Here is a 26,348-nt window from a genome sequence, read left to right on the forward strand (position 1 = left end):
CTCCCTGGGCAACACCGAATGGGCGCAGAGAAATTCCGCGTCCTCCCTGGTGTAAATATCGTTGGTTATTACACAGATACGGTAATCCTTCGCCAGACGGCGGGTCAGGGCTTCTACCAAAGCGGTCTTGCCGGAACCTACTGGGCCGGCGACGCCGATTTTTGTATACCTCATATCATTATCATACCTCAGCTCATAAATAAACGGCTGTACAGAGTCTCGTGCTCCATGCACCGCAGGTCAAAGCCCGGACAGGTTCGATAGAGATCATCCGCCGTCAGGGATTCCGTTGCTTCCAGCAGGCACCCCATGCAGCCAAAGAGGCCGGTGAGGAGGCGTTGTCCCGCAGTCTGGCTTAAAGGGATAGTCTTGACACAGCAGGTTACCATGGCTGAAGACTGGGCGTAGAGGAATGCGCGCAGAGACCTTGCTTTAGGAATATTCAGGGCGCCGCAGCAGACGCCGTAAGCCGCAGCGTGGGAGGGGAAAGCACCGGTCTTTGCAAGGACGCTTGAGTATTCCGCGAGAAAAGGAACGGTCCCGGAAGAATCGCTACCCGCCTCTGGCAGCAAGGCTGTTACGGTTTTGATAAACCGTGAGCCGAGCTTATGCGCAGCGTCCCGAATTTCCGACGGAGCTTTCGATGCTCGTACCAGGACTTCCAGATTTATCAAGCCGGGAATATCCCGGATAATACCGCAATCCCACGCAAGGGCTGCGCATAGTAAATCGCCGTATAAAAAGCTCTGTTCAAGATTTGCCCGAAGGTATTGGGCTGCACTTGGGGCGTCATGAACCAGTCTTTTCTGGATATAAGTTTCCACTCCATAGGAGTGGGCAAATGCGCCGATAGGAAAGAGGGCATCGTTCATCTGGAGCAGCAAAAACCACCTTGCCCCTTCGGACGAAGAGTTACTGTTCATGACAATGGTAGTACTGCTCGTGGTCGTAATTGTGTGTATGCCCGACGGCAGCGGAGATTGCCCGGGAAAAATTCAGCTTACGTTGCCCCCTCTCCACGGTAACCCCGTGTAATTTTTTCAACAGAGTTTCTACGGGCATATCGTAGGGGGTGATAAACTCTCCGTCGGTCTCGCCGCGGAAAAGCGGGACGTGTTTATTGCCTATTTCCCAGCAGACCTTTTCCGCCATACCTCTATGGTTTGGATCGATCCGTATTACCAGAACTTCGCAAGGGGGAATATCTACGGCGAAAACACGGTCATCATCCGTAGCCAGTACGTCGTCCTGCGCCAGTGGACGAACCAAAGCTTCGTCCCCAAGGCGTATAGCTATATCTACGCCTCCCTGACTGGTCTTGCGGTGAACCCGTTTACTAATCTCATGCCATTCAACGGTAACGTAATCAACAGTCTTGCCGGAAAAATCCGTAAGCGTCCCTAAAAGTTTTTCGCAAAGCACCGTTTTATCGTCCGCCACGGCGATTCCTCAGAACAAACTGTAAAGCTGCGTCAGCGGCAGTTTTTTGGCGGGATCGCAACGCAGTAATGCTCCGTCCGCCCTAACCTCATAGGTTTCGGGATCGACGGTAATCTTCGGCGTAGCATTGTTGTGGCGCATATCCGCCTTGCCAATCTTACGGCAGCCCGAAACAGGCAGCACCAGCCGCTGAAGCCCCAGCCTGTTTTTGATCCCTCCGTCCATAGCAGCACGGGAAACAAAGGTGACGCTGGTGGAATATTTTGCCCGTCCGTGGGCGGCGAACATTGGCCGGTAGAAAACCGGTTCCGTGGTAGGAATCGACGCATTGGGGTCACCCATTTTCGCAAGGGCGATCATGCCGCCTTTGATGACCATAGCGGGCCGTATGCCGAAGAAAGCGGGGTTCCACAAAACAAGGTCGGCTATTTTCCCCTGTTCCACAGAACCCGCGTACTGAGCTATGCCGTGGGTAACGGCGGGGTTAATCGTATACTTGGCAACGTAGCGTTTAGCTCTGAAATTATCGTTTGCCGAACTATCGCCGGGAAGCACTCCCCGTTGCTCCTTCATTTTATGGGCGGTTTGCCACGTGCGGGTTATCACCTCTCCGACCCTCCCCATAGCCTGGGAATCGGAACTCATCATGCTGAAGACCCCCATATCGTGAAGTATGTCTTCCGCAGCAATAGTCTCCGGTCGTATCCGGGAATCCGCAAAGGCCACGTCTTCCTTTATACGCTTATCTAGATGGTGACAAACCATAAGCATATCCAAATGTTCGTCAATGGTGTTCACTGTAAAAGGCATGGTAGGGTTGGTCGAGGAAGGCAGAATGTTGGGAAAAGCAGCAATTTTGATGATGTCCGGCGCATGGCCGCCGCCGGCACCCTCGGTATGGTAGGTGTGTATTACCCTTCCGTCTATGGCAGCAATGGTATCCTCCACAAAGCCCGCCTCGTTCAGGGTGTCGGTGTGTATAGCAGCCTGCACGTCAAAGCGGTCCGCCACTTTGAGGCAGGCGTCTATCACCGCCGGTGTGGAGCCCCAGTCCTCGTGTATTTTGAGCCCCATAGCCCCAGCCAAAATCTGTTCCTCCAGTGGTTTTTCCGCAGAACAGTTGCCCTTGCCAAGGAAGCCGAGGTTCATGGGGTATTCTTCGGCGGCTTCCAGCATACGGGCGAGATTCCAGGGACCGGGAACGCAGGTGGTAGCATTAGTGCCGTCCGCCGGTCCCGTACCGCCGCCTATCATCGTGGTAACCCCGCTTTCCAGGGCGGTGGTTATCTGCTGCGGGGCGATAAAGTGAATGTGGGTATCAATGCCCCCGGCGGTAACGATGAGCCCCTCCCCTGCAAGCGCTTCGGTGGAAGCCCCCACGGTCATACCCTGCGTAACCCCGTCCATAATGTCCGGGTTCCCCGCCTTGCCTATGCCGGCTATCTTCCCGTCTTTAATACCGATGTCGGCTTTGTATATGCCCGTATAATCCAATATAACCGCATTGGTGATAACCATATCCAGGTCACCGTCCGCGCTGGTGGTATTCGCCGACTGTCCCATACCGTCCCGGATAGTCTTGCCGCCGCCGAACTTTATCTCGTCCCCGTAAACCGTATAATCTTTTTCAACTTCAATAATAAGATTCGTATCAGCTAAACGTATCCGGTCCCCCGCGGTGGGACCGAACATCATGGCATAATCCCTGCCGTTTATTTTGTAAGCCATTTTTCCGCCCTCCCTGCCGCAGTCGCAAAGCCTTCGCCTTTAGTGAGATTGTTCAACCCATAGAGTTTCTTCTTTCCCCCGACTTCGACCAAATTCACCGTCTTTGTTTCCCCGGGCTCAAAGCGCACCGCGGTACCCGACGGTATATCCAGCCGCATGCCGAAGGCTAGTTTCCGGTCAAAGGACAGGAAGCGGTTTACCTCAAAAAAATGAAAATGACTGCCCACCTGAATGGGACGGTCGCCTTTATTGCTAACCGGCAGGGAAATAGTTTTTCTGCCTTCGTTTAATAGCAAGTCCCTGTCTTTGGGAATAATTTCTCCGACAGTCATACGGCTCCTCCTTTTTTTAATTTATGGGATTATGTACGGTAACCAGCTTGGTTCCGTCCGGAAAGGTCGCCTCTATCTGAACTTCGTGAATCATATCCGCAACTCCCTCCAGCACGTCCTCCCGCTTGAGCAGCGTCGTGCCCAAGTGCATCAGTTCCGCCACATCTTTCCCGTCCCGGGCAAGCTCCAGAAGCTCAGCGCTGATATATGCCACCGCTTCGGGGTAGTTCAGCTTTAGCCCCCTGTCCTTCCGCTTTCGGGCTAAATCCCCGGCAAGGTGCAGCAGGAGTTTTTCCGTTTCTTTTGAATTTAACTGCATAAACACTCCGTCTTTTTACTGTTTTTTTACCCTAATGGAATCAGAAAGGACCGTCAACCGTATCCTTTGCAGGCGCTAAACGCACCGCGTCTCTATATCGGCTGAACCGCTGTCGCGCCCAGAGCGCTCATGACCCGCATGCAGGCTCGGCATTCGGGGCTGACGGTCACCAGAGATTTGAAATGATAAGGTATCCGGGAATCCAGCAGGTAGCGACGCCGATGATAACAGTTGCCGCCCCGACAAAACCGGCGGCGACTTTAATCTTCTTAAAAGCGCCGGCGAGCCAGTACAGAAACCACAAAAATCCCCAAATCAGCCAGATAACGCCGAAACGGACATCCCCGCCGCAGAAGCTTTGGATAGCGCACGGAACGGTGTTGACCCCGACAAAGAAGCAGTACCACGCCAGTGACCTTCCGTCCAGCGCAAACCAGTCGGTAAAGGCAACATAGAGATAGGTGAATCCAAAAAGCATGCTCGTGCCTATGCCGTAATACGCTGAAATGTCGGCGCCGGAGAACACCGCGCGCGCAAGATTTGCGAGGTTAAGCGCAACATAGAGGCCGCCGGTAAAAAAGTTCATTACGGCTTTAGCTTTTGCGTCGCTTTTCTGAATCGTCGCTATTCCGTTCATGAGGAGCACGCACCCGACATACAATAATCCGATTCCCGTAATTCCCATGCATTTCTCCCCGAAATTAAAACGAGCTATAATTCGCGCCGTATTCGCTCGCGGATTTTCGTGACAGACAGAGGCTGTCTTCTCCGGCTTTATATACTCTCCCGCGGCCGACACAATGCCCACCGCGTCCCCAATACTGCCATAAAACTGCTGACGGTGTCAAACGGTCGGCGGTAATCGAACGCTTGACACCTCTCCGCCTTTGCCCGCAGTGCAGCGCGTCCGGGCATAACAGAGCAGGAATTCCGCCCTGCCCTCTGCATTCGCTTATGGTTCCGTCCGGATGCGTATCGGCAGGCTGATTGCGTTCGGCAAGATTGCCGCACAGCGCCGGGCATAAAACAAGAGCGGGGCGTGTGCCCCGCTCTTGTTCATTCTTTGTTCCTTTCCGGCAGTTTATGATGCCAGCCTCTTCAATGCTGCTATTGCAGGTTATAAGTCAAATGCAAACCACTTAACATTATTTGCATTTACTATAATGTATGTAAATCCTCTATATTCTGATCCTCCGCCGTGGTCTGCGACTTCAATAGTGATTCCAGCTGATTTTAAAGCATTCATCGCATTATTTTGATTGGTTCCTCTTTCACTTCCAAAGAATCCAAAAAGAATCGATGGATATTCTCTATTTTCACGTCGTTCATCACGGATTATATCAACAAATCCCTCGTAATCTTTGGTTTGGCTAGAATAATGCGTTATAGAGAAACCTTCATGTGCCCGAGCATAATGCATATAATCTGCTATAAAGTTGATCTTCGATCCGCTGTTTGTTAAAATGTCTGCATTAGGCGTATGTGTAATGTTTATACTTCCATTGCCTTCCCAACCAACGCCTTTTAATAAACTCGTAGGAAAACGAACCCAACAGTGTATCATTCTTGCTGTTATAAACTTTTCGGGCTTTATCCCAATTCCTTTAAGCCTTTTTTCCCACTTATTCGCGTCTAGTATGTGCCACTCGTAAATGGTAGTAACGCCATTAGGATCTGAGTTATAACCGTCACAGTCCCCATGAATACGAGAACCATCCTTGAAATAGAACACATAATCGCCATCGTTATATTTGGCGTCCCCTGCTTTTCTTTCAGGGGTAGCAGTACCGGCGCCTTCTTTTACCTCATTCTTTGCAAACGGACTATCACATCCAACTAGTGTTATACTGGTGCCGACGGTTGCTGCAACGGCGATAATCGTGGCAACGTTTATGGCTGCCTTTTTGAACTTGGTCATTTTTCTTTTCCTCCGGCAATGCGTTTACTATGCATAAAAGTATACAACACGCTCCGCACCCTGTCAATATTTTTTTTAAACTTTTTTAACCTTTTTTAATAAAAACGCGGCGTCAAGCGACCCGCTCATAAAAACCTCCGGGTCACTCATACGATTTTATGAGCGGCGCATAAAAACCTCCGGGTCACTCATACGATTTTATGAGTGACTCATAAAAACCTCTGAGTGACGCATAAAATCCTATGAGCGACCCGCAAGAGCCTGTGAGCGGCTCAAAAACGCCGCCAAAGGTCGCGTCCGGTTTTGCCTGTACGCCGTGTATCTCTATATAATACAAAGGTTTTTCCGCGATGCCTTGCCTCTGTGCAGAGTTTTTTCAGAAAACTCTGTCGTTCGGCTACTGCCGAACGACTATGCCTTGCCGTTACGCCGTCATAGGAAAAGCGGCAAAGCCGCTTCCCCTATGAGACAAGAAAGGGAACGGGCAAAGCCCGCTCCCTTTCTCTCCATTTCGGCAGTCCCAGTCGGCGCGTGCCTATACGCCGCGAGTATGCCCGCCCCAATTCCCAAGACGCCCGCCGTTACGGCGGCGGTCAAAACCTTCTCGCTGCGTTCATAGTCTGCGCTCCTTATCGCTGCTCTTACGCTGAAAAATATTGCCGCACCTCTTATCCTGCATAATACCACGTTGTTTTACAACGCCCTTCAGCATCACACGTTATCTCTCCGACACGCGAAAATGTTATAAAAGTCATATCAACAGGGTCAACGCCGATTTTAATCGCTCCAGTAAACTGCGTCGTTACGTAAGAAGACGGACCGGCATTAGACATAAAATCGCTTGTAGAAACATCCCACAATAGAGCGGTATATACGCCAAAAACCTGAATCGGCGTAGCGGTTGTTCCATCATAGGAAAACTTACCGACTGTCTTCAATGAAATTAACGCTAGCCCTCCTTTATCTGTCAAATTTAGTTCCGCCTGTACCGTTTTGTAAGACAGACCCTTCCCTTTCGAGGAAAACCAGCCGAGTTTTTCAACCGCTGTTTTGTTTGACAACACTAAAACAATGTTATCAGTAACCGGAACGCTTACTTCGTCGGCAGAAGTTGCTGCAAGCAAATTCTGCGCGGCATTTAAACTGTTATCAAACTTCGCTGTAAAATCAGGAGAAGTCAATTCCGCGATAACAGCACTGTTATTATGGGCATAGTTTACGTCAATAATCTCAGTTCGCGCCGATTCGCCGACGACTACCCGTTCATACGCGGGGTTCACGTCAACGCCCGCAGTTCTTCGAGCTTCATTGGCACAACCAGCAAACAGCAGCGCAACAAACACTATGCATAAAAACTTTTTCATAAAATTCCCCTGTGAGTTTTTTTGTTCTTGCAATAATATAAAACATGCTCCGCACCCTGTCAATATTTTTTTTAATAAAAACGCGGCGTCAAACGACCCGCTCATGCAGCCTTATGCGCCGCCCGCAAGGTCCTGCGAGTTACTCGCAAGGTCCTGCGAGCCGCGCAAAAAATTTTGTGAGCGGCGCATAAGAGCCTGTGAGCCGCGCCAGAAATCCCGCCGCAAGCCTTCTTATCTTTATATAATACAAAGATTTTTCCGCCATATCCTGCCTGTACGCCGTCATAGGGGAAGCGGCAAAACCGCTTCCCCTATGAGACGAGAAAAGGAACGGGCTTTGCCCGCTCCTTTTCTCTCCCTTTCGGCAGTCCCAGTCGGCGAAGCTGCGGCCGCGTGCTACCGAGTTTGCTTTGCAAACTCGCGGGATAAAGGCTGCTGCCGAACGCCAAACGCAGCGCATAATTAGGCAATTATAACGCGCAGGAAGTATACCTTATTACTCCAGAGGTCTGCCTTTTGGAGCAGATTTAACAAACAGCGAGGCAGCGCGCTTCATACGCGAGATTCTGCTGAATGTGTTCATAAAAACACCTTGACAATTTTACTCGACTGCGTTTATCTTTTTGATACAAAAGCTACGAAGGATTATATGTATTTGAAACGTGTGGTTGTCGCGGTACTGCTGACTTTGGGAATAACTGCATTAACAGGGTGCGGACATATATTTGATATTTCTGGGTCGGGCGCAAACAAGGCGAGGGCAACGCCTTATGCAGGCGAGCAAGCGCTGACTGCTATTTCTTCGGCGGAAGGATTTGTCAACTGGAAACTTGCAAGATTTTTTGCTGTGGTTGAGTTGACAGAATTCCGTGAAACCAATTCATGGGACGGCGCGGTTCTTTCTGATTATCCGCTTGTTATTTACAACGCGCAAACAGGGTTGCCCCGCTATTACGAATTTCGCGTTATACGGGGAAACACAGAAATCGGGGCAATCGCGTGCGCTGCAGAGAAAAATGAAGGCGAACCGGTGCAATATGTTATGCCTTTTTGCAAAGAAAATAACGACGTCTAATGCGCGTTCTGTTTCTGCAAACAAGGGCAAACTTATCGACGCAGGGTATCCGGGGAAACTATTTGTGCGCAATAACGGTTCCAGCCGTTCCGTTGACGCAGCAACAGGAAAAGAAAATCTTACAGCATACCCCGTCGACGTAAAAATAAAAGACCTGCTTGAAAACGCCGACCGCGAAACACTAGAAAAATTGGGCATTACTTCGCAAGAAACGGTTAATGCGTACCTTGCGCAAGAATCAATAAAGGAAGAAAAGTTTACCCGATTTTGGGCTGAAATCTCAAAAATTGAAAATGACATTTTGAATTTTCCGGAAGAGGAATTATCGCAACTGCTTGAAATAGGCATTGAACCAATGGGGTGGCTAATTGACGCAGGCTCGGATACTTCTGAATATAAACTTCCTGACTGGACAAATATAAGGAACTGGAAAAACCCGAGCGGTTATTGCGGCCCGAATGTTATTGCTTTTATTATGCTTGGATTAGGAACAAAATCAGGATATGAAAATATTCCGACAACGAACGATGTTATCAAACTTTATCAGTTTTATGCGGACGTGGAAAATACGATAGGCACAGGACCAAAATATTTTAACTCGCTCAGCGACGGACTGGAAAACTTAACAAAAAATAAATACCGCTTATATTCGCACTGGGGGATTTTCGTATTCGACCATTCATGGCGCCCTATTGATAAACATATCAGAAAAGAAAAATTGCCGGCTGTTTCTCTGAGGTCGTCTAAGTTTATAGACTGGTCGTCACCCGAATCGGCTTTTGCGTGGCATTACCGTGCAATAATCGGCACAAAGACAAAAACACACTGGGTAAAAATATTTATAAAAATACCGATTTGGTCGGAGCATTGGTATTATATGCACGATAATGGGACAGATGGACCGCTAACAGACGCGTGGTGGGAACCTGAAATAACGTGGTATCATTTTCAGGCTGCGTCTGTAGGGAAAAAATAAGCGAGGTGAATATGACGGTAAAGAAAAATGTATGGCTCGTTTGTTTTTTATCCTTTTTCCTGCTGTTTTCATGCGACCCGCGCCGAATTGCAGACATTACCGTTATTAATAACGCGGGAAGTGACGTAACGGATATCTGGTTGCTGTGTGGCAGCGGAAAACGCCGTTTTAGTTTGCTTGAAGCAGGAGACCGGATAACTATAACCGACGAGTGGCGCGGCGGGTATGCAAATAATAGCATTGTCTATTACATTGATGATGTCATGTTTGACATAGAACAGGAACGTGGTGTCAAATACGACGATGTCGGCGTTCCCTATTCCGAAAAACGTGTTAAAAATAATTCAAAAGCCGTCATTATAATTTACGACGACGGCTACGAAATAAAAGTGAATTAAAGCGGTATCATTTTCAGGCTGCGTCTGTGGGAAAAAATAAACGAGGTGAATATAACGGTAAAGAAAAATATATGGCTCGTTTGTTTTTTGTCCTTTTTTCTGCTGTTTTCATGCGACCCGCACCGAATTGCAGACATTACCGTTGTTAATAACGCGGGAAGTGACGTAACAGGTATTTGGCAGCTCTGCGGCAGCGGAAAACGCCATTTTGGTTTGCTTAAAACAGGAGAACAGATAAAAATAACCGACAAGTGGCGCGGCGGGTATTCAAACCGCAGCATTATCTATTACATTGATGGCGTTATGTTTGACATAGAAAAAGAGTATGGCGTTCAACACGACGAAGTCGGCGTTCCCTATTCCGGCAAATGGGTTACAGACGGTTCAAAAGCCGTCATTACAATTCATGACGACGGCTACGAAATAACAGTGAATTACAGCGGTATCATTTTCGGGCTGCGTCTGCTAAAAACCTCTCCGCTGCGTTCATAAAATCCCCCTATACGTTTCGTTATTCTTGCAACAGCATAAAACACGTTCCGCGCCCTGTCGGCAAGTTATTTCGCGCAAAAGCGGCGTCAAGCGACCCGCTCATAAAACTTTATGAGCGGCGCATAAAATTTTGTGAGCGACGCATAAAATTTTGTGAGCGACGCAAAAAATCCTGCGAGCCACGCATAAAATTTTATGAGTGACGCATCCGGGGCTACCTTTATGCCGTATATCTCTATATAATACAAAGGTTTTCCCGTCGTATCCTGCCTGTACGCCGTCATAGGGGAAGCGGCAAAACCGCTTCCCCTATGAGACGAGAAAGGGAACGGGCAAAGCCCGTTCCCTTTCTCTCCATTTCGGCAGTCCCAGTCGGCTAAGCTGCGGCAAGAGCTGAATAGGTCTGTTCAAAAGCTGCGCAGGCAAGCGCAATAATCCAGAACGTGTGCGTCCGGGTGTCGGCGTTAAAGCCCATAGTGCGGGTAAGCGCCTGCTGTGGTTATCAAGAAGGCTTTGCGGCGGCTTCCACCAGTGGGGCTGCCGAGCGAGCCTCTCGAGGAGGCGAAAGCCTTTATGTCTATGGGCGAAAACAGAGGGGCAAAACCGTCAGTTTTTGCATACGGCTGAAGAACGCGAAGGGCAGGCGGGTCCCTGGGGACGGTGTTTAATACGATTATTCCGTGAGGCGGGAAAACGAGGGGGTGACCGGGAGAGGTTTTTTGTGAAGGTTTGACAAACATTTTCATTTGTGTTATAGTTAATATGTCGGAGGTTGTAAATGGCAACGAAACAGGATATTGCGTCGAGTTTGTCCGTCTTTATACGTCAAAATAGCCTTAAACCCTCTATTGCTCAGAAAATTCAAGAAAAATTGGATGAGTTAGTATATACAGAAACAGGCGTACCGGTTTCTGTTCAAGACAAGCTTGAAATTATCAACGAAATTGATGAAGATTTACAAGCGCCACGGGTAGGAGAATTACACTTTTTAACCGAATCCGAAAATTCCGAGGAAGTCATTACTCTAATGCGAGACATTGTGGCAAAATACAAAGAATAAGGGGTTGAATATGGATTGTCAGATAGTATTACCGGATATTCTCAACCGTCTTACAAATTTAGAAGGGGATAAGATAGATTGGATTACATTGTGCATTAGCATAGGTTCCATAGTTGTCGCTGTGGCAACAATAATTGTTACTATTGTTTTAAATCGTTCAAATAGTAAACAAAATGTGCGTCAGAATGAAAAAAATGAAGAATATGCTGAACTAATTCGGCAAGAGGGAAACCTTAATGCTATAACGGTTCGCATTGATGCAGCAAAAACACACATGCAATTTATGGAATTGCAAATAGTAAAAATAACTGAAACTCCAGAAAATTCGGAAATAATGAAAGCCCAAAAAGAAGCTGCAATTGCAATGGTTTTAGATGCTTTTGAAGGCGGCTGTGATGCATTTTTCAAAAATAAAATAAATAAACAAGATTTTGTTGATAAATACGATCATGATATTGAATTATATATCAAAGATTATGAATCTAAATTTCGTCCACCGTTTTGTATGTATCAATATATGTTGAAATATCATAAAAAATACTATATGAATAAAAAAGTTAAAGAAAGTGTGGTAAGTTAGTTGTCGTGTGTCGAACGGCACAGAACATGTCGTTTATGTTGCGCCGTTTTGCTACTCTATACCAGCCAAATGCCTATCGATATGGTTTGTATGGAGCTTCCTGCCTATCAGTCTGCCGAGCGATATGCTCGGCGGTTTCCGCATAATTGCCTACCGAGCAATCCGACCGAGGGACGCAGAATGAAATAAGCAGAGCGGAAGCCCTGCTTGTCTTTTCTATGCCAGCCAACCAAAGGCTAACGCAGAGGGCTTTTACCTATGAGGCTACCGAAAAAAGACGGATTAAGTTGGCGCAAAAAAAACCTTGTGAACCACGCATAAAATCCTGTGAGTGACGCATAAAATCCTATGAGCGGCTCAAAAACGCCGCCAAAGGTCGCGTCCGGTCTTGCCGTTACGCCGTATATCTCTATATAATACAAGGGTTTTTCCGCCATATCCTGCCTGTACGCCGTCATAGGGAAAGCGGCAAAACCGCTTCCCCTATGAGACGAGAAAGGGAACGGGCAAAGCCCGCTCCCTTTCTCTCCATTTCGGCAGTCCCAGTCGGCGAAGCTGCGGCAAGAGTCCACCAAGCTACGGCAAGAGCTGAATAGGTCTGTTCAAAAGCTGCGCAGGCAAGCGCAATAATCCAGAACGTGTGCGTCCGGGTGTCGGCGTTAAAGCCCATAGTGCGGGTAAGCGCCTGCTGTGGTTATCAAGAAGGCTTTGCGGCGGCTTCCACCAGTGGGGCTGCCGAGCGAGCCTATCGAGGAGGCGAAAGCCGATATGTCAAGCGAGTTTGCAAAGCAAACTCGGCAGCAAGCCGAAGGCTTGCGGCGGACTCTGTCGCTGCCCGAAAGGGCAACGCCGAACGCCTTGACATTTCTGCGGCGAATGCCATACAGTAAATCTGTGTGTTTTCTTTCCGCGTCATTTTTTACCGGAGAAGGCGGGAGGCGCAGCCGTATATGCCGTGCTTTCACGCCGTAAGTTTGCGCATACAGGTTTTACCTCGCTGTCGAGTTTTTGCCGAACGCCTTTGCCCATAGGTGCAAACATAGAGGCAAAAACCTATCTGCCGAGTTTTTTCAGAAAACTCGGACGTTCGGCTACCGCCGAACGCTTCTGCCGCGAATGCCGTACAGTGAACACACAAGGAATGCGATGAACGCGATACCGGTAGTCTTTAACGAGCGGCAGATTTCCCGCACCATGCTCGGCGGCGGCGAAAAGCCGCGCAACGCGGAAATGCCGGTATGCGCCGTGCTGCTCAGCCGCGCGCCGAACAGCCGCCGCGATTCGGCGCTCGAAAGCCTGCTGCAAAACGGGTTTTCTTCCATAGTGTCCGTCGAGCCGCCGGGCGATAACGGCGGTGCCGAAAGCCTGATCCAGCGCTTCCCGTCCGTCACCTTTATCCTGCTGCACGAAGCCGTTTCGCCGGGCGAAATGATAAACCTTGCGCTCGGCGAAACGTCCGACGAATACGCGCTCGTCCTGCACGACGCGCTCAAGATTACGCCGCAGATGTTTACGCCGCGCATATTCCGCAGAATCGCCGAGTCGGACGCGTTCTGCACGGCGCCGTACCTGCTTACGCACGATTTGCGCCCGATTCCGGTATGCTTTTCGCCCTCGGTGCAGAAAAAACGCTTTGCCGTCGCGGTTTCCCCCCTGTTTGCCGAGGGGCGGAAGACGCTCTACCCCCTCGACCACGTCGCGCTGTTTCACCGCGAGCGCTTCATGCGGCTCGGCGGCTACGATTACACGATTGCGTCCCCGTACTGGCAGAACCTCGATTTTTCGCTTCGCGCGTGGCTTTGGGGTGAGGAAACCCGCTTTTCGCCGCTCATGCAGTTCTCCTACGAAGCCGACCGCGCCGAAGAGGACGCGGGCGAGGGCGCATCGTCGCTCCGCTTCTTTTTGAAGAACATTGCGCCCGTCGTGCAGAACGACCACGGCTATATTCCGCTCAGCGCGTTTTACGGCTACTGGCGGAAGGCGGGGTGCAGCCTGCCCGAGGCGAGAGCGCAGTTCGCCGACGGGCGCGCGTGGGTCGAAACGAATAAATACCGCTTCCGCCTCGACGTTGCGAAACTAGCCGCGTCGTGGCAGGAACAGAAACCGGAAGGCGTCTGATATGAACACGCAACTGGCTATTTTGATTGTGTACGTGGCGCTGCTGCTGGGGCTTGCCGCGTGGGCGACGAGGCTGCAGGCGAAAACCGCCGCGCACAATAAAATGCTCTCCTACCTGCTGGCGGGGCGGAACATGCCCGCCGCTTTTGTCGCGGTAATGCTTATCGGGCTCGCCATAGGCGGCGCGTCGACGGTCGGCGTGGCGCAGACGGCGTATACCAAAGGGCTTTCCGCCGGCTGGTATAACGGCGCGTGGGGCGCGGGCGGCATTTTCGTCGGGCTGTTCGCCGCGGGCTATCTGCGGAAAATGCGCGTCAAGACGGTACCCGAAATGGTCGGGCTTATGTACGGACCAAAGACGCGGTTCTTGAGCGTCATCAGCCAGCTTCTGGTGATGATTACGATTACGTCGCTGCAATACGTGGCGGGCGGCGCGATTCTGAGCGCGCTAATGCCCGACGTGTTCCCTTCACTCCGGCACGGAATGGTGGTTACGGCGGCGATTTTCGTGTTGATTACCGTCATGGGCGGGTACTGGGCGAGCGGACTGACCAATCTGGTCAACGTCGTCGTCATATACATCGGGATTATAGCCGCGCTGTTTCAAACCTTCGGCAGATTCGGCGGGCTTGAATCGATCAAGGCGAGCCTTCCCCCGGGCGGCTGGTTCGCGTTGGTCGGCTCCGCGCCGGAATCGCTGGGCGGCTGGGCGGTCGCCGGATACCTCGCCGTGATGATTACCATGGCGGTATCCACCCAAGCCGCCACGCAGATAGTGTTTTCCGCAAAGGACGAAAAAACAGCCCGGCTCGGCATGGTCGTCGGCGGCGTCATCATCCTGCCCGCGGGCTTTCTCTGCGCCCTGTTCGGCGTCGTCGCGGCGGCGAAGTTCCCCGGGCTGAACCCCGCGCTGGCGCTGCCCACGATTGCCGCGGAACTCACGCCGCTCGTGGGCGGCGTTTTCCTCGCCGCGCTCTGGGCTGCGGATATCTCCACCGCCGTCGGACTGCTCATGGGCTGCTCGACGCTGGTGCTGGAAGACATAGTCAAAAAAGCCTACAAAAAGCCTATCGCGGACAGGAATCAGCTCGCCGTTTCCCGCGCAACCGTGCTGTGCGTCAGCGCGCTGTCGTTCCTTCTGGCGCTCACCGTGAGCAGCATTCTGAGCATGCTGACCACGGCGCTCGCCGTAACCACCTCGTTCACCCTGCTGATACTGGCAAACATATACGCCCCGCGGCTCTGCAAACGCGCCGCGGGCTTCCCCGTCGTGCTCGCCTCGCTCATTCTGTGGCTCGTCTGGACGCTTCTGCCCGCGCTGGAATCCGCAAGCCCGGCGCTGGAAGCGCTGAATATACGGGGGTTTTTCAAAGGACAACTGATTTATCCCGAGTGGCTCGTCTGCCTGCTCATCTTTGCCGCGTGCGCGGTTTTCGGCAAAAATCCGGCGGACAAGCTGCTCCCCCAGGAGGACTTATAAATGAACAGGCTTATACCGTATAACGATTTGCTCACGCTGACCGAAACGATTTTGCGGAAGAGCTACGGCTATTCGGCGAAGGAAGCGGCGATAACCGCCTACGTGCTCGCGGAAGCGGATGCGCGGAATATCCCGTCGCACGGCGTGTCGCGGCTGAATTTTTACCGCAAGAACATACAGGGCGGCTTTGCCAAACCCGGCGCGGAGCCGGAGATTGTGCACCAGACGCCGTCGTCGCTCGTGGTAGACGGGCACGACGGAGTGGGCAGCTACGTCGCCGACTGGAGCGTCGCCAAGCTGCTTGAGCGCGCCGAAAAGACCGGCGTCGCCTTCTGCGCCGTGCGGAACTCGAACCACTTCGGCATTGCGGGGCTGTGGGCGGAAAAAATCGCGCGGCACAATATGATCGGCACGGCGTTCACCAACACGCGCCCCGGCGCCATTCCCACTTTCGGGCGGGAGCGGGCGCTGGGCACGAACCCTATCGCGGCGGCGATTCCCGAAGCCGGCGGCAGGACATTCCTGCTCGATATGGCGACGACGACGGTGGCGCACGGCAAGGTGGAGGTGTACGACCGGCGCAAGAAGCCTATGCCCCAAGGCTGGGCGGTCGACGAGCACGGCGCGGGCACCACGGACGCGACCGCCTTTGAGCGGCTGTTCTCCGCCGACCCGCGCTACGGCGGGCACCTGTTCCTCGGCGGCGAGGGCGAGGAAAGCGGCGGGCACAAGGGCTTCGGGCTGGGCTTGCTTGTGGAACTGCTCTGCTCCGGCATGTCGCTCGGCATGAGCAGCCTGCACACGTTCCAGAAAGGGCGCGGCTCCGGCATTGCGCACTTCTTCGGCGCGGTTTCGCTCGACCTCTTCGGCGAGGCGGACGCGCTCAAGGCGCACGTCGCCGGCATTCTCGCCGACATACGGGGCGGCGAAAAGGCGGCGGGGCAGGAGCGCATTTATATCCACGGCGAAAAAGAAGCGGAGGCGCGGGAGAAGTCGCTGAAAGAAGGCGTCTTTATCGACGACGCCACCTGCGCGCTGCTGGATTCGCTGGCGGAAGAGGCGGGCGTTCGGCTGCCGCCGAGCGTTCAAGTTTCTTGAAGGAACTCGGCAGAGAGGCTTTGCCTTAATGCCTTTACCCATAGGGCAGAACCTCTCTGTCTTTGCCTATGCGCCGAGCCGGACGCGGACGTTCCCTGCACGGGGAACGGCAAGCGCGCTTCAGGTCTGTCCGTCCGCGCTTCATAATCGGGCAACCCTGCTTCAAAAGGTGTACCTTTTAATATAGAAGGTATACCTTTTAACATAGAAGGTACACCTTTTGGCATAGAAGGTATACCTTTTAACATAGAAGGTACACCTTTTGGCATAGAAGGTACACCTTTTGGCATAGAAGGTACACCTTTTGGCATAGAAGGTACACCTTTTGGCATAGAAGGTACACCTTTTAACATAGAAGGTACACCTTTTGGCATAGAAGGTACACCTTTTGGCATAGAAGGTACACCTTTTGGCATAGAAGGTACACCTTTTGGCATAGAAGGTATACCTTTTGGCATAGAAGGTACACCTTTTGGCATAGAAGGTATACCTTTTAGCGTAGTAGGTACACCTTTTAACCCGGAAGGTATACCTTTTAGAGCAGAATTGGATAATTCCGGCAGTCCGGCACAGCGCGTTGCCTTTGCGGGAAACATCCGAATTTCTTGAAGGAACTCGCGGTATAGCAAAACATAGAGCGGGGTTGGGGTGAAAAGGCTGGAAACATATTGACGGAACCGCCGAATATTTGATATAGTACCGGAAACCGAATGGCGATAGTGCGCCGGAGGAGCAATAAACGTGCGAAATGCACACTTGTCTTTGATGGAGATTAAAGTGAAACTTCAAAAAATTATTGCTGTCGTTCTTGTTTCATCAATGCTTTTTGGCTGTGTTACGGTTAGACCAAGGGCTGTTGAAGACAGAGATGCGGGTCCGGTTTTAGTAGTTGAAGTTGATAAAATTCTTAAGGTTGTTGAAAACTGGGGATTTCAAAATGGTTTTCAATATGTTGCATACAGAATGATAGGCACAGAAACTTCAACCGAGGGAGGCGTTTATGGTGATAGATATGGTGTTTATGGCAGTTCTAGAACTGTTTATTATAGCAAAGTTTTAGTTATGGGCATTAATAGCATTAAAGACGTTCCTCGAAACTATCATGTTGCTACAGTGCCTTCTGCACTGCATACAGAGATGACAGGAACTGGATCCTATTTGTTAGGTGCAGGAATTGGCATAGGTTTTGGCTTATTACTATTAATCCCACTAATGAATATGGAATAATAATAACATACGGCTTGCGCTTCGTTGTTGCGCGCCGCTGTGCCTACCCGCCGCCCTAGTGCGAAAGATGTTTGACAAATATGCCGTGCACGTTTTATATTGTCATAAAAAGCGGCGGGGACAAACGCTGTTCACGGTGTGTAAACCCTTCGCGTTATGCGAAATGCCAATAAAACGATATTGTAAATAACACTTGCCAGAATAAAACAATTGAAATAAATTTGGATATAAAATTATTATAAAGGAAAATTAATTGATTAATATAACTTTAGTCTGTACAACTCATAGAGATAATGGTGCTTGCACTTCTAGTGAATTATTAAAAATATTTAATACCGTTGACCCTGATGTTATATTTGAAGAAATTTATCCTTCATTGCATGAATCTATATATAAAGGTCTCCAGACAAAAAAAGGTGTGGAAACTGAAGCAGTAAAGTTATTTTTAAAGAAAAGAAATATACCTCATATTCCGGTCGATATAGATTATTTAGTTAACGATGAAGTATTTTGGAATGACGTAGATATAATGTTTTATGCTTTTAAAGTATATAGTAAAGATTATCAATACTTTTCTGAAAGATTAAATGAAATTGCCTCTGAAAGAGGCTTTTTCTATCTTAACAGTGATATATGCGTAAGGCTAATGGAAAGACTTAAGAGAATAGAAATTGACATTTTACAAAAATTAAATGATGATAAATTAAAGTATATATATAAAACATGGAAAGAATTAAATGAAAAAAGAGAATGTTCTTGGATAAAAACAATTTACGATTATTCTTTAGAGTATGGTTTTTCTAATGCTATTCTTTATTGTGGTGTACAACATGGATATTCAGTTATTAATCGTGTACAACAAATAAAAGATAATATTAACATAAATTGGTTATTTAATAAATTACCATGTAAATTATAGAGAAGCATGATAAAAAACATAATAAAAAGGGACTGGCATTTCGCATAACATACGGTTTATGCTTCGTTGTTGCGCGCCTTTATGTCTGCCGAAACTTTCCACCTATAAGGCTACCGAGCGATATGCGGGCGGTTTCCGTCTAGTTGCCTGTCAAGCGGGCTTACCGAAAAGCGGGGGAACAAACAGGCTTTCTCCCGCCTTTTTTATGCCCAGCGGGGCGTTTGCGCTCTATGTCTTCACCCACAGGCAAAGCATAGGGGCAAAACCTCTATGCCCGCGAGTTTGCGGTAAGCGAAGCGGCGCAAACTCGGTAAGCACGCCGCAGGCGTGCGACAGTTCCCTCAAGAAACTCTGTCGTTGCCCGCACGGGCAACGCGGAACGCCGCGCCCTTGAAACACAGCGCGGGAACCGCTATCATCTGCGGAAACCCTATGAGCGGCGGGTGTGCGGAGGATTCATGGCTTTCAGCATAGAACTGTTTCCGGTGTCGTATTGCGCGCGCTACGACAAAGCGTCGGGCGCGTGGGAAGCGCAGTGGCTTGAGCGCGACCAAATCCCCTATGCGGAGCTTGCCGCGATGAGCGCCGAAAAGCGTCGGGCGGTATACGAAAGCCGCAATCAGCTGGGGCTTCCGGCGGTATCGTATACGAGCCAGTACGGGCTGGGCTGTTTTGAGGGCATGAAGGCGTTCCCCCGCCGGGACGGCGCGCTCAGCGTGTTCCGCCCCGACCGGAACGCCGCGCGCTTTGCCTCCTCGATGCGGGGGCTGAAAGTGCCCGTGTACCCCGAAGCCCTGTTCGTCGAGGCGGTGCGGGAGTTTCTCCGCAGAAACGCCGCGCTCGGCTATGTGCCCGCCTACCGCGCCGAGTGGGAGCGCGACCATTTCGCCGCGGCGGAAGCCATTTACCTGCGCCCCTTTATGAACAGCGAGGGAGCTATCGGCGTGGGCATTCCCGCCGCGCCGTGCGTGGTGATTACGGCGACCGTCGTGTCGTCGTATTTCAAAGGCGGCAACACCAAGGCGGTAACGACGAAGCGAATCCGCGCGACGCCGTTCGGCACGGGCAGCATTAAATGCGCGTCGAACTATGTGATTTCCGCGCTCGCCAAGAGAGAGGCGGAAGACGCAGGCTATATGGAAGTGGTGTACCTCGACGCGGAGCACCGCCGCTACGTTCAGGAAGGCTCGTCGTGCAACATATTCTTCCGGCTCAGGAACGGCACGCTCGTAACGCCCGTGCTCGGCGACACGATTCTGCCCGGAATCACCCGCGCCAGCGTGATAGAGCTCGCCAAAGCGGAAGGCGTGAAGGTTGAGGAACGCCCCGTCTCTATCGAAGAGGCGATGACCGACGGCGCGGAATGCTTCGTAACGGGAACCGCCGCGGGCGTTACGCCGATAGAAAGCGTTACCCACAACGGCGCCGAAGCCGTCTATAACAGCCGGAAGCCCGGCGAGCTGAGCGAGCGGCTGCAGGAAACCCTCAAGGGCATTCAGTACGGCACCAAGCCCGACACGCACGGCTGGAATGCGTTCGTATAGGCGCGGGGTTCGGCGATGAAGCATACGGCGCAGGTAGTCGTCCGCACCTACGAATGCGATTCGTACCGGCACGTGAATAACGCGGTGTACCTCAATTATCTGGAATACGCGCGAATGGAGTTCCTTCGCGCCTGCGGGTTTGACTACAAGGGGCTCGTCGCCGCCGGATACTACCTGTATATTACCCGCGTCGATATCCGCTACACGGCGTCAGCGGTGCTCGACGACCAGCTTTTTATCGACACGGAGCAGGTAAAACTCAAGAGGATATGGGGGACTTTTCACCAGACGGTTTACAAAGCGGACGGCACGGTATGCGCCGAAGCCGACGTAACGTGGGCATGCGTTACCGCCGACTCGAAGCCGTCGCCGATCCCCGACGCTTTTTTGGTAGCGGGGCTCACGCCCGGCTCTCCCTAGAAGACGCGCCCGAAGCCCACCCCGCCGCTGAACAGCAGCGGATACCCGCCGCGAACAAACAGGTCAAGATAGAATGCGTTGGAGAGGGAAAACTCTATGCCAACCGTGCCGCCTACTGTGGGAGAGAATGCCGTTTCCGGGTTAGGGGTGCCCGTATCGGTCAGATAAACCGCCGCTCCGGCGTCTGCCGCCACATAAAACTGCGCGGCGCCGTACAGCGGAACGGACGGGAAATATAACGCGGCAAACGCGGTTGACTCAAGCGTTATCAGCGTAGCGTTCGGCATATCGGCATAGAATATGATCTGTGCGCCCGCGCCGACATTCTCTGAAAAGCGATTCTCCAGCACGACTCCGCCGCCGCCCGTAAAACCGCTGATATCACTTAAGCCTCCCTCTATGTCTATGCCTAGCTGAAATTGTCCCGACTGTGTGCGGACAACGGCGTTTTCTTCGCGCGCCGCTTCTGCCACAGGAGGCTTAACTGGTTTAGGAGCGGCAGGTGGCTTAGCTACAACAGGTGGTCTAACTGGTTTAGCGGCAGGCGGTTTAGCTGCAACAGGTGGCTTGGGAGCGACAGACGGCTTAGCTGGCTTGGCAGCGGCAGGAGGTTTGACTGCTACAGGCGGCTTAACTGTTGGCTTAGCCGCAACGGGAGGCTTGGGAACGATAGGCGGTTCCGCGGCGGCTTTTTCGCCATATTCGGCAAATTCTTCGCCTTCGGCATATTCACCGTACTCTTTGAGCCAGCCGCCGTATTCTGTAAACCCGCCGTCATACTCGGCAAATTCGTCGAGTGCTTCGCTTTCGGCGTATTTATTGCGCTCTTCGTATTCGTCATATCCCACGAACGCGTCGCCGTATTCGGAAACGGCAGGGGGTTCCGGGGCGGCATATTCGTCATATTCTTTGAGCCAGCCGCCGTATTCGGCAAATCCGTCGGGTGTTTCGCTTTCGGCGTATTTATTGCGTTCTTCGTATCCGTATCCGTCATATCCCATAAACGCGCCACGTGCTTCGTATTCGTCCTTTTTTTGTGAAAACGCACTGTGTGCCGCACAGATTACGGCGAATACTAAAAATGCTCTTTTTCGCATAAAACCTCGCAAATGCATGCTTCTGTGTATTCATCGGAGAAAAATGCTGTTGCATAACGGGCAGCAGACTATTCCCATAACGATCTCCAGAAGTTTATACTATTTCCTGTCTTTTGTCACGTCCTCTATACAGAGTACAGGCACGGGCTCAGTGCGGGAATATGCCCGAAATCGCTCCATGATAGCCATACGTATTCCGCAGGAGCGAACATGAATGTATATAGCTTTTCCCCGTTCGGGTATGAAGGCAGCCTCGTTGCGGTTGAAGTGGATTTGCGGCGCGGGATTCCCGCAATCGATATGGTGGGGCTTGCGGGCGGCGCCGTCCGCGAATCGCGGGAGCGGACGCGGGTTGCGATTAAGAATTCCGGCTTTGAGTTCCCGCCTGAGCGCATTCTCATAAATCTGTCCCCTGCCGACATAAAAAAAGACGGCGCGGGCTTCGACCTCGCTATTGCGCTCGCGGTGCTTGCGGCAAAGGAACCGGCGTCGGGCGGCGCGCCGACTGCCGAAGAAACGGGCGCGGTGCTGGTTATGGGCGAGCTTGAGCTTTCCGGCAGAATTCGCCCGGTGCGCGGGGTGTTTGCGGCGGTGTCTTCAGCGCTGGAGCAGGGAATCCGGCGCTGCATTGTGCCGCTGGCAAACGGCGCGGAAGCCGAGGCGGGCGGCATGGCGGTATCCGCCTGCGATACGCTCGCCGAAGCGTTTGCCGCGCTGAAAGACTGCGCGCATGAAATCCCGCCGTCAGAGGCGCCGCGCCGGAATGTCCGGGACGGTACGGTCGAGTTCCCCGAAATGGCGCACGGCTTTGAATTCGCCGAAATCAAGCGGCAGGGGCAGCTCGTCCGAGCGCTCCAAATTGCCGCCGCCGGGGCGCACAACCTGCTGGCATACGGACCGCCGGGCTGCGGGAAGACGCTGGCGTTAAGCCGCTTCCCCGCGCTGCTGCCGTTCCTGACCGACGAAGAAGCCCGTCCGGTAACCCGCATTCACAGCCTTGCCGGATATGCGCGGGGCGAGCCGCTGATACGCACCCCTCCGTTCCGGGTCCCGCACCAAAGCGCGAGCCTCGAAGGAATCGCGGGCGGCGGACGCGGCTGCATGCCCGGCGAGGTATCGCTGGCGCATAACGGCGCACTGTTCCTCGACGAAGCGGCGGAATTCCGCTCAAACGTGCTGCAAACCCTGCGGGTGCCGCTGGAGGCGGGAGAAATCACCGTGTCCCGGGCGGGTAGGAACAGTGTGTATCCCGCGTCGTTCCAACTGCTCGTCGCCGCAAATCCGTGTCCCTGCGGGAACTTCGGCTCGCGCGACAAAGTCTGCCTGTGCAGCGCACGCTCGGTTGAACAGTATTGGAAGAAGTTCTCCGCCCCGCTGCTCGACCGAATCGACCTCCGCGTTCCGGTGTTTTCCGAAGCGGAACCCGCGCGCGGCGCCCAGCGCGGCGAATCGCTCTTTGTGCCTGCCGCGGCGGCTTCGACGGCGGAACTGCGCGTCGCAGTGGGAAACGCGGTGCGCATTCAGCGGCAGCGGCAAGGCAAGCGGAACCGCTTCTTGTCGCCGGAGGAAATCCGGCAGTACTGCGTTACCGACGGCGGCGCGGATTCCGCCCTCTCCTGCGCGTCGGCGGACTATGGGTTTTCGGCGCGGGGCACGGCGTCCTGCCTGAAGCTGGCGCGGACTATCGCCGATATGGACGGGCGCGACGTCATCGGGGAAGCGCATATGAAAGAAGCGGTGTTCTTCAGAAAGCATGAAGGCGGGTTTGCGTTCAGCTTTTAGCGCGCTTATCCGCTGAACATAGTGTCGAGCTTATCATAACGGGTGGAACGGCGGCAGCCGCTCAAGTTTTTGCGTATACGCTCTGTTAAACGAAGCGGGTGGCATTGCCTCTCAGGCGATATTTTGTTTAATAAACGAAAGTATTTCCGAGATGAACCTCTTGTCCCTTGCTTCAATATCTTCTTTTCGCCAATCATTTTGCGACAGATTGCTCAACTCACATATTGCAGCAATCTTTGATTTTGCATACCGACTCTTTTTTACGCCAAAATATCCATTTCCGGCTTGAATGTTAAGCTTTTTTTCAAGCACAATTTTATTTCCAAAGTGGTCAAGATAAACCTGCGCAGCTTCCTTGTTCCAACCTCCATAGTTGGAATCCTGCCACTGTCTAGGAAAAATGTGTTCAATGTCAAAAGTTTCAGGTATTAAATCGTTTTGTTGCGGGTGTAAATAAGCGTTTAATAAAATTAAAGCGCGCGATATTTTGGGTGACGCAAATTCGTCAGTCATCCGCTTAAAGAAAATTTCGTCATCAATTGGGATATTTATATCCTGTTTTTTTGAGCTTTTTATAGAAATATATAAATTATATATATCATCACGAATAGCGTTGATAGACGGCGTAAAAATAAACTTATAAAACAGCAGCGATATAAGCCGTTTTAATAAGAAACAAAAATTTTCGTCAAAAGTTTTGCTCTCTTTATTTTTGAGGCTTTTGAGAAAAAACACACTGACAGGGTATTTCCAGTATTCATTGGGGTAATATGCAAGGCAATGAAGGTATTGTCTGGCTTCCGGTGAAATTGAATAATCGCTGTCAAATAAAGAGGGTTCCTTTCGGATATTTATATTTACCCAAAAATCAGCTAAAGCCCATAATTCTTTTATTAATTCAGGCGATTTCAGGTAAGCATATTTTGAATCTGCGTAAAACTTTCTTAATCCAACTTCTTTTGAATTGTCATTATTCCGCGCGCGTATGACGTGCATATAATATCTGAATATATCATCTATTGTAATACGTGCCTGTTTGCATAAGCGCGCAAGGTCGTTCCACTCCTCCGTAAACAGTTTCCGCTCATCAGAAGTTTCAATGCTTTTGTATATTTCCGCCTTGAATACGTCTGAATCCGCTAATGGAAGCCCTCTGTCATTTAATGTTGAAAATATTTTCAGCGCTGTCTCTGATGTATTACATTCAATGGGAAGAATAATACAGCGGTTTAAAATTGTTATACATAAATGGTTCCATCCAAGCGGATTATTTTTTGCATATTCATCGCATTTCGTCTCGAAGAAACTATAATTTTTTGAATAGTTATCTTCTGCGTTGGGCAGGCAATCGCCGGTCTCCAAAATTTTATGGAACGTATTGTTGTCATCATCGGTTATCACCAAGGATTGAATCCGAATTTTTGTTCTGTCTGTTACAACCCCGGATATTTCATCGACGTCCCATATACACGGTGCTATTTTACTTTTTAATCCCACAACATCTAGCGAGTTTTGGTTCATATCTTCAAGTTTTCTGTAGAAAACACGTAAAAGCAATAAAAACGACGTGATTCTTTGCTGTCCGTCAATAATTTCCAAGTCTTCGTTTTCATTTTGGCAAGATACAATAGTTCCAAGAAAATAATCCGCACCGGAAGCAGCGTCATTTGCAGCAAAATCCTCTATATCGTTCCACAGCGTTTCGCAAAGCTCTGTGTCCCATTTATAGGGGCGCTGAAACTCTGGTATTATGAATTTTCTATTCTGCATTTCGCTGAATAGTTTTGAGATGCTTTTCTTGCCGACTTGTAATTCAGTCATATATTTTTCCCACTCTCACTCTATTTATTTTTGCTACTGTAACATATTCTGCAAAAGTTGCAATACCCCATTTTCGCCTAATTCCCTATAGGCAACATAGATCGCCTCCCTGTATGCGCCCTGCCGCCGTATACTGCCGTAAGCGCGTTCAGTGCGTCAAGCCGGCGCCGACGAGTTTGCGCTGCGGACACTTTCCGGCATATTTCAAACGTTTTTGCAGAACGGGGGCGGGGCGCAGTGCGCGCCGCCCCCGTTCCAGCTCGCGGCTGTGCGTGTTTTCGCCGCGCAAAGCCAGCTTTTCGCTGCTTGCAGAATAAGTCTCGCCGCTTCCAGAATGACTCTCGCTGCGTGCGTTCAGCCTCTCGTGGCTGGCAACAAGCCTCTCGTTGCTTCCAACAAGCCTCTCGTTGCTTCCAACAAGACCTTCGTTGCTTTCAACAAGACCTTCGTTGCTTCCAACAGGGCTCTCGTTGCTTCCAACAGGACTCTCGTTGCAGGCGTTCAAACCCTTGTTGCACGCGACGAGGCGCTCGTTGCTTCCCGCGAGTGCTTCGGCGGCGTAAAAAAAGCGGGGAAGTTGCTCATTTAGCGCACACAGACTCCCTTTATACCGCAAGTTTCCCGCGCAGGCTTTGCCTCTGTGCCTTCGCCTCTGCTGCCGAGTTCTTTGAGAAAACTCGGGCATATACGGTAAAGTCCGGGTATCAGCCGGCTGTGAGGATGAGCGCAAAACAGGCAGGGCGAAAACCCTGCCTGTTTGTTACCCGTATGTCGTTCAGTTATCGACGCCGCCAGCTCCGTTAAAAAACGGTTCAGGAGCAGAAGCCTTTTCTGCGTCAGCCGGTACCGATCGCCGTCATATTCTGTGCGCCCTTCCCTCAGCGCAAACTCACTTGGGCATTTCAACCCATTTCAGGACTTTTTTCTCGAAGAGACCGATCAGGGCGTTTATTCCGGTAACCACAACGGCTATCAAAATAATCCCCGCAAAGACTTTGGGGTAATCCGCCCAGGCGGACCACCGCTTAACATAATAGCCAAGACCGGAATTGGCGCCGATAGTTTCCGCCATGACCAGTATCATAAAGGCTGTGGCAATCCGTATGCGCAGGCTGCCGATAATGGGTATGGCGCAGTCGGGAAGCAGCACCTTGACCAGC

34 protein-coding genes and 1 pseudogene are annotated in these 26,348 nt (G+C 51.2%); 16 read left to right on the forward strand and 19 right to left on the reverse strand.

Annotated elements, in window-relative coordinates:
- From AWU74_RS13300 to AWU74_RS13105, 12 genes and pseudogenes are all read right to left on the reverse strand, one after another.
- A partial coding sequence (locus tag AWU74_RS13300) for a GTP-binding protein (RefSeq protein ID WP_162504628.1) occupies positions 1 to 174 on the reverse strand: 174 nt, incomplete at its 3' end.
- Positions 175 to 188: 14 nt separating this feature from the next.
- A complete protein-coding gene (locus AWU74_RS01140; protein ID WP_202966386.1) occupies positions 189 to 884 on the reverse strand; it encodes an urease accessory protein UreF in 696 nt (231 codons plus the stop codon).
- 28 nt (positions 885 to 912) lie between these two features.
- Positions 913 to 1,152 carry an urease accessory protein UreE gene (locus tag AWU74_RS12550; protein ID WP_238580115.1) on the reverse strand — a complete coding sequence of 80 codons (240 nt, stop codon included), beginning with the start codon at positions 1,150 to 1,152 and terminating at the stop codon, positions 913 to 915.
- A gap of 111 nt (positions 1,153 to 1,263) precedes the next feature.
- Positions 1,264 to 1,440: pseudogene (locus tag AWU74_RS13305) on the reverse strand (hypothetical protein); the annotation flags it as partial.
- A 9-nt stretch (positions 1,441 to 1,449) separates the two neighbouring features.
- Positions 1,450 to 3,168 (reverse strand): urease subunit alpha, encoded by a 1,719-nt coding sequence (gene ureC, locus AWU74_RS01150; RefSeq protein WP_062326794.1) that lies wholly within the window; start codon positions 3,166 to 3,168, stop codon positions 1,450 to 1,452.
- On the reverse strand, positions 3,153 to 3,500 hold the full coding sequence (ureB, locus tag AWU74_RS01155; RefSeq protein ID WP_062326797.1) for an urease subunit beta: 348 nt from the start codon (positions 3,498 to 3,500) through the stop codon (positions 3,153 to 3,155). Before ureB ends, ureC begins: the two co-directional genes overlap by 16 nt.
- Before the next feature lie 16 nt (positions 3,501 to 3,516).
- Entirely contained in the window at positions 3,517 to 3,819 is a 303-nt protein-coding gene (ureA, locus tag AWU74_RS01160) for an urease subunit gamma (protein WP_062326799.1), read from the reverse strand.
- A 166-nt stretch (positions 3,820 to 3,985) separates the two neighbouring features.
- Complete coding sequence (locus AWU74_RS01165) at positions 3,986 to 4,504, reverse strand: AmiS/UreI family transporter (protein ID WP_162504629.1); 519 nt, start codon at positions 4,502 to 4,504, stop codon at positions 3,986 to 3,988.
- Positions 4,505 to 4,936: 432 nt separating this feature from the next.
- Positions 4,937 to 5,737, reverse strand: a complete 801-nt coding sequence (locus tag AWU74_RS01170) for a hypothetical protein (RefSeq protein WP_062326803.1) — start codon at positions 5,735 to 5,737, stop codon at positions 4,937 to 4,939.
- Positions 5,738 to 5,921: 184 nt separating this feature from the next.
- Complete coding sequence (locus AWU74_RS11350) at positions 5,922 to 6,074, reverse strand: hypothetical protein (RefSeq protein WP_187150774.1); 153 nt, start codon at positions 6,072 to 6,074, stop codon at positions 5,922 to 5,924.
- 331 nt (positions 6,075 to 6,405) lie between these two features.
- Positions 6,406 to 7,206 carry a putative periplasmic lipoprotein gene (locus tag AWU74_RS01175; protein WP_062326805.1) on the reverse strand — a complete coding sequence of 267 codons (801 nt, stop codon included), beginning with the start codon at positions 7,204 to 7,206 and terminating at the stop codon, positions 6,406 to 6,408.
- Positions 7,207 to 7,240: 34 nt separating this feature from the next.
- Positions 7,241 to 7,366, reverse strand: a complete 126-nt coding sequence (locus AWU74_RS13105; RefSeq protein WP_306700897.1) for a hypothetical protein — start codon at positions 7,364 to 7,366, stop codon at positions 7,241 to 7,243.
- 390 nt (positions 7,367 to 7,756) lie between these two features.
- Between AWU74_RS13105 and AWU74_RS01180 the strand changes: the two genes are divergently transcribed.
- The 4 genes from AWU74_RS01180 to AWU74_RS11360 are packed head-to-tail and all read left to right on the forward strand — an operon-like array spanning position 7,757 to position 10,042.
- Positions 7,757 to 8,176, forward strand: coding sequence for a hypothetical protein (locus tag AWU74_RS01180; RefSeq protein WP_187150776.1), 420 nt, complete (start codon positions 7,757 to 7,759; stop codon positions 8,174 to 8,176).
- The gene (locus AWU74_RS01185; RefSeq protein WP_062326809.1) at positions 8,139 to 9,152 is read left to right on the forward strand and encodes a hypothetical protein; all 1,014 of its coding nucleotides are present in this window, start codon (positions 8,139 to 8,141) and stop codon (positions 9,150 to 9,152) included. Before AWU74_RS01180 ends, AWU74_RS01185 begins: the two co-directional genes overlap by 38 nt.
- A gap of 11 nt (positions 9,153 to 9,163) precedes the next feature.
- Entirely contained in the window at positions 9,164 to 9,550 is a 387-nt protein-coding gene (locus tag AWU74_RS01190) for a hypothetical protein (RefSeq protein WP_062326811.1), read from the forward strand.
- A 45-nt stretch (positions 9,551 to 9,595) separates the two neighbouring features.
- The gene (locus tag AWU74_RS11360) at positions 9,596 to 10,042 is read left to right on the forward strand and encodes a hypothetical protein (RefSeq protein WP_062326813.1); all 447 of its coding nucleotides are present in this window, start codon (positions 9,596 to 9,598) and stop codon (positions 10,040 to 10,042) included.
- A gap of 86 nt (positions 10,043 to 10,128) precedes the next feature.
- On the opposite strand, the gene AWU74_RS01200 is transcribed toward AWU74_RS11360, so the two are convergent.
- Positions 10,129 to 10,290, reverse strand: coding sequence for a hypothetical protein (locus AWU74_RS01200; RefSeq protein ID WP_187150777.1), 162 nt, complete (start codon positions 10,288 to 10,290; stop codon positions 10,129 to 10,131).
- A gap of 247 nt (positions 10,291 to 10,537) precedes the next feature.
- Here AWU74_RS01200 and AWU74_RS13110 point away from each other — a divergent pair, with 247 nt between their 5' ends.
- The 3 genes from AWU74_RS13110 to AWU74_RS01210 all read left to right on the forward strand — a co-directional run bounded on the left by AWU74_RS13110 (position 10,538) and on the right by AWU74_RS01210 (position 11,682).
- On the forward strand, positions 10,538 to 10,669 hold the full coding sequence (locus tag AWU74_RS13110; protein ID WP_306700898.1) for a hypothetical protein: 132 nt from the start codon (positions 10,538 to 10,540) through the stop codon (positions 10,667 to 10,669).
- 151 nt (positions 10,670 to 10,820) lie between these two features.
- The gene (locus AWU74_RS01205; RefSeq protein WP_062326817.1) at positions 10,821 to 11,102 is read left to right on the forward strand and encodes a hypothetical protein; all 282 of its coding nucleotides are present in this window, start codon (positions 10,821 to 10,823) and stop codon (positions 11,100 to 11,102) included.
- 10 nt (positions 11,103 to 11,112) lie between these two features.
- Complete coding sequence (locus AWU74_RS01210; protein WP_062326819.1) at positions 11,113 to 11,682, forward strand: hypothetical protein; 570 nt, start codon at positions 11,113 to 11,115, stop codon at positions 11,680 to 11,682.
- 236 nt (positions 11,683 to 11,918) lie between these two features.
- Here AWU74_RS01210 and AWU74_RS01215 read toward each other — a convergent pair whose 3' ends face one another.
- Complete coding sequence (locus tag AWU74_RS01215) at positions 11,919 to 12,257, reverse strand: hypothetical protein (protein ID WP_187150778.1); 339 nt, start codon at positions 12,255 to 12,257, stop codon at positions 11,919 to 11,921.
- Between the two features lie 75 nt (positions 12,258 to 12,332).
- Between AWU74_RS01215 and AWU74_RS11365 the strand changes: the two genes are divergently transcribed.
- The 4 genes from AWU74_RS11365 (at position 12,333) to AWU74_RS01240 (ending at position 16,378) form a co-directional block, all read left to right on the forward strand.
- The gene (locus tag AWU74_RS11365) at positions 12,333 to 12,572 is read left to right on the forward strand and encodes a hypothetical protein (RefSeq protein WP_187150779.1); all 240 of its coding nucleotides are present in this window, start codon (positions 12,333 to 12,335) and stop codon (positions 12,570 to 12,572) included.
- Between the two features lie 256 nt (positions 12,573 to 12,828).
- On the forward strand, positions 12,829 to 13,800 hold the full coding sequence (locus AWU74_RS01230; RefSeq protein ID WP_062326826.1) for a hypothetical protein: 972 nt from the start codon (positions 12,829 to 12,831) through the stop codon (positions 13,798 to 13,800).
- A gap of 1 nt (position 13,801) precedes the next feature.
- The gene (locus AWU74_RS01235) at positions 13,802 to 15,280 is read left to right on the forward strand and encodes a sodium:solute symporter family protein (protein ID WP_062326828.1); all 1,479 of its coding nucleotides are present in this window, start codon (positions 13,802 to 13,804) and stop codon (positions 15,278 to 15,280) included.
- Positions 15,281 to 16,378 carry an Ldh family oxidoreductase gene (locus tag AWU74_RS01240; RefSeq protein WP_062326830.1) on the forward strand — a complete coding sequence of 366 codons (1,098 nt, stop codon included), beginning with the start codon at positions 15,281 to 15,283 and terminating at the stop codon, positions 16,376 to 16,378.
- On the opposite strand, the gene AWU74_RS09825 is transcribed toward AWU74_RS01240, so the two are convergent.
- Positions 16,366 to 16,974: a hypothetical protein gene (locus tag AWU74_RS09825; protein ID WP_162504632.1), complete on the reverse strand. Its 609-nt coding sequence runs from the start codon at positions 16,972 to 16,974 to the stop codon at positions 16,366 to 16,368. The two genes, AWU74_RS01240 and AWU74_RS09825, sit on opposite strands and share 13 nt — an antisense overlap.
- A gap of 166 nt (positions 16,975 to 17,140) precedes the next feature.
- Here AWU74_RS09825 and AWU74_RS01245 point away from each other — a divergent pair, with 166 nt between their 5' ends.
- The 4 genes from AWU74_RS01245 (at position 17,141) to AWU74_RS01255 (ending at position 20,488) form a co-directional block, all read left to right on the forward strand.
- Positions 17,141 to 17,605, forward strand: a complete 465-nt coding sequence (locus AWU74_RS01245; RefSeq protein ID WP_162504633.1) for a hypothetical protein — start codon at positions 17,141 to 17,143, stop codon at positions 17,603 to 17,605.
- 253 nt (positions 17,606 to 17,858) lie between these two features.
- Positions 17,859 to 18,524, forward strand: coding sequence for a hypothetical protein (locus AWU74_RS09830; protein ID WP_162504634.1), 666 nt, complete (start codon positions 17,859 to 17,861; stop codon positions 18,522 to 18,524).
- A gap of 458 nt (positions 18,525 to 18,982) precedes the next feature.
- Positions 18,983 to 20,068, forward strand: coding sequence for an aminotransferase class IV (locus AWU74_RS01250; protein WP_062326833.1), 1,086 nt, complete (start codon positions 18,983 to 18,985; stop codon positions 20,066 to 20,068).
- 15 nt (positions 20,069 to 20,083) lie between these two features.
- Positions 20,084 to 20,488: an acyl-CoA thioesterase gene (locus AWU74_RS01255; protein WP_059369004.1), complete on the forward strand. Its 405-nt coding sequence runs from the start codon at positions 20,084 to 20,086 to the stop codon at positions 20,486 to 20,488.
- On the opposite strand, the gene AWU74_RS01260 is transcribed toward AWU74_RS01255, so the two are convergent.
- Positions 20,485 to 21,489 (reverse strand): hypothetical protein, encoded by a 1,005-nt coding sequence (locus AWU74_RS01260; RefSeq protein WP_162504635.1) that lies wholly within the window; start codon positions 21,487 to 21,489, stop codon positions 20,485 to 20,487. The two genes, AWU74_RS01255 and AWU74_RS01260, sit on opposite strands and share 4 nt — an antisense overlap.
- Before the next feature lie 306 nt (positions 21,490 to 21,795).
- Here AWU74_RS01260 and AWU74_RS01265 point away from each other — a divergent pair, with 306 nt between their 5' ends.
- Complete coding sequence (locus AWU74_RS01265; RefSeq protein WP_062326835.1) at positions 21,796 to 23,367, forward strand: YifB family Mg chelatase-like AAA ATPase; 1,572 nt, start codon at positions 21,796 to 21,798, stop codon at positions 23,365 to 23,367.
- Between the two features lie 111 nt (positions 23,368 to 23,478).
- Here AWU74_RS01265 and AWU74_RS01270 read toward each other — a convergent pair whose 3' ends face one another.
- The 3 genes from AWU74_RS01270 to AWU74_RS01280 all read right to left on the reverse strand — a co-directional run.
- Positions 23,479 to 25,188, reverse strand: coding sequence for a DUF262 domain-containing protein (locus AWU74_RS01270; RefSeq protein ID WP_062326836.1), 1,710 nt, complete (start codon positions 25,186 to 25,188; stop codon positions 23,479 to 23,481).
- A 148-nt stretch (positions 25,189 to 25,336) separates the two neighbouring features.
- Entirely contained in the window at positions 25,337 to 25,804 is a 468-nt protein-coding gene (locus AWU74_RS01275; RefSeq protein ID WP_062326837.1) for a hypothetical protein, read from the reverse strand.
- 273 nt (positions 25,805 to 26,077) lie between these two features.
- A partial coding sequence (locus tag AWU74_RS01280; RefSeq protein WP_187150780.1) for an ABC transporter permease occupies positions 26,078 to 26,348 on the reverse strand: 271 nt, incomplete at its 5' end.

This window comes from Treponema endosymbiont of Eucomonympha sp. (genome assembly GCF_001028545.1).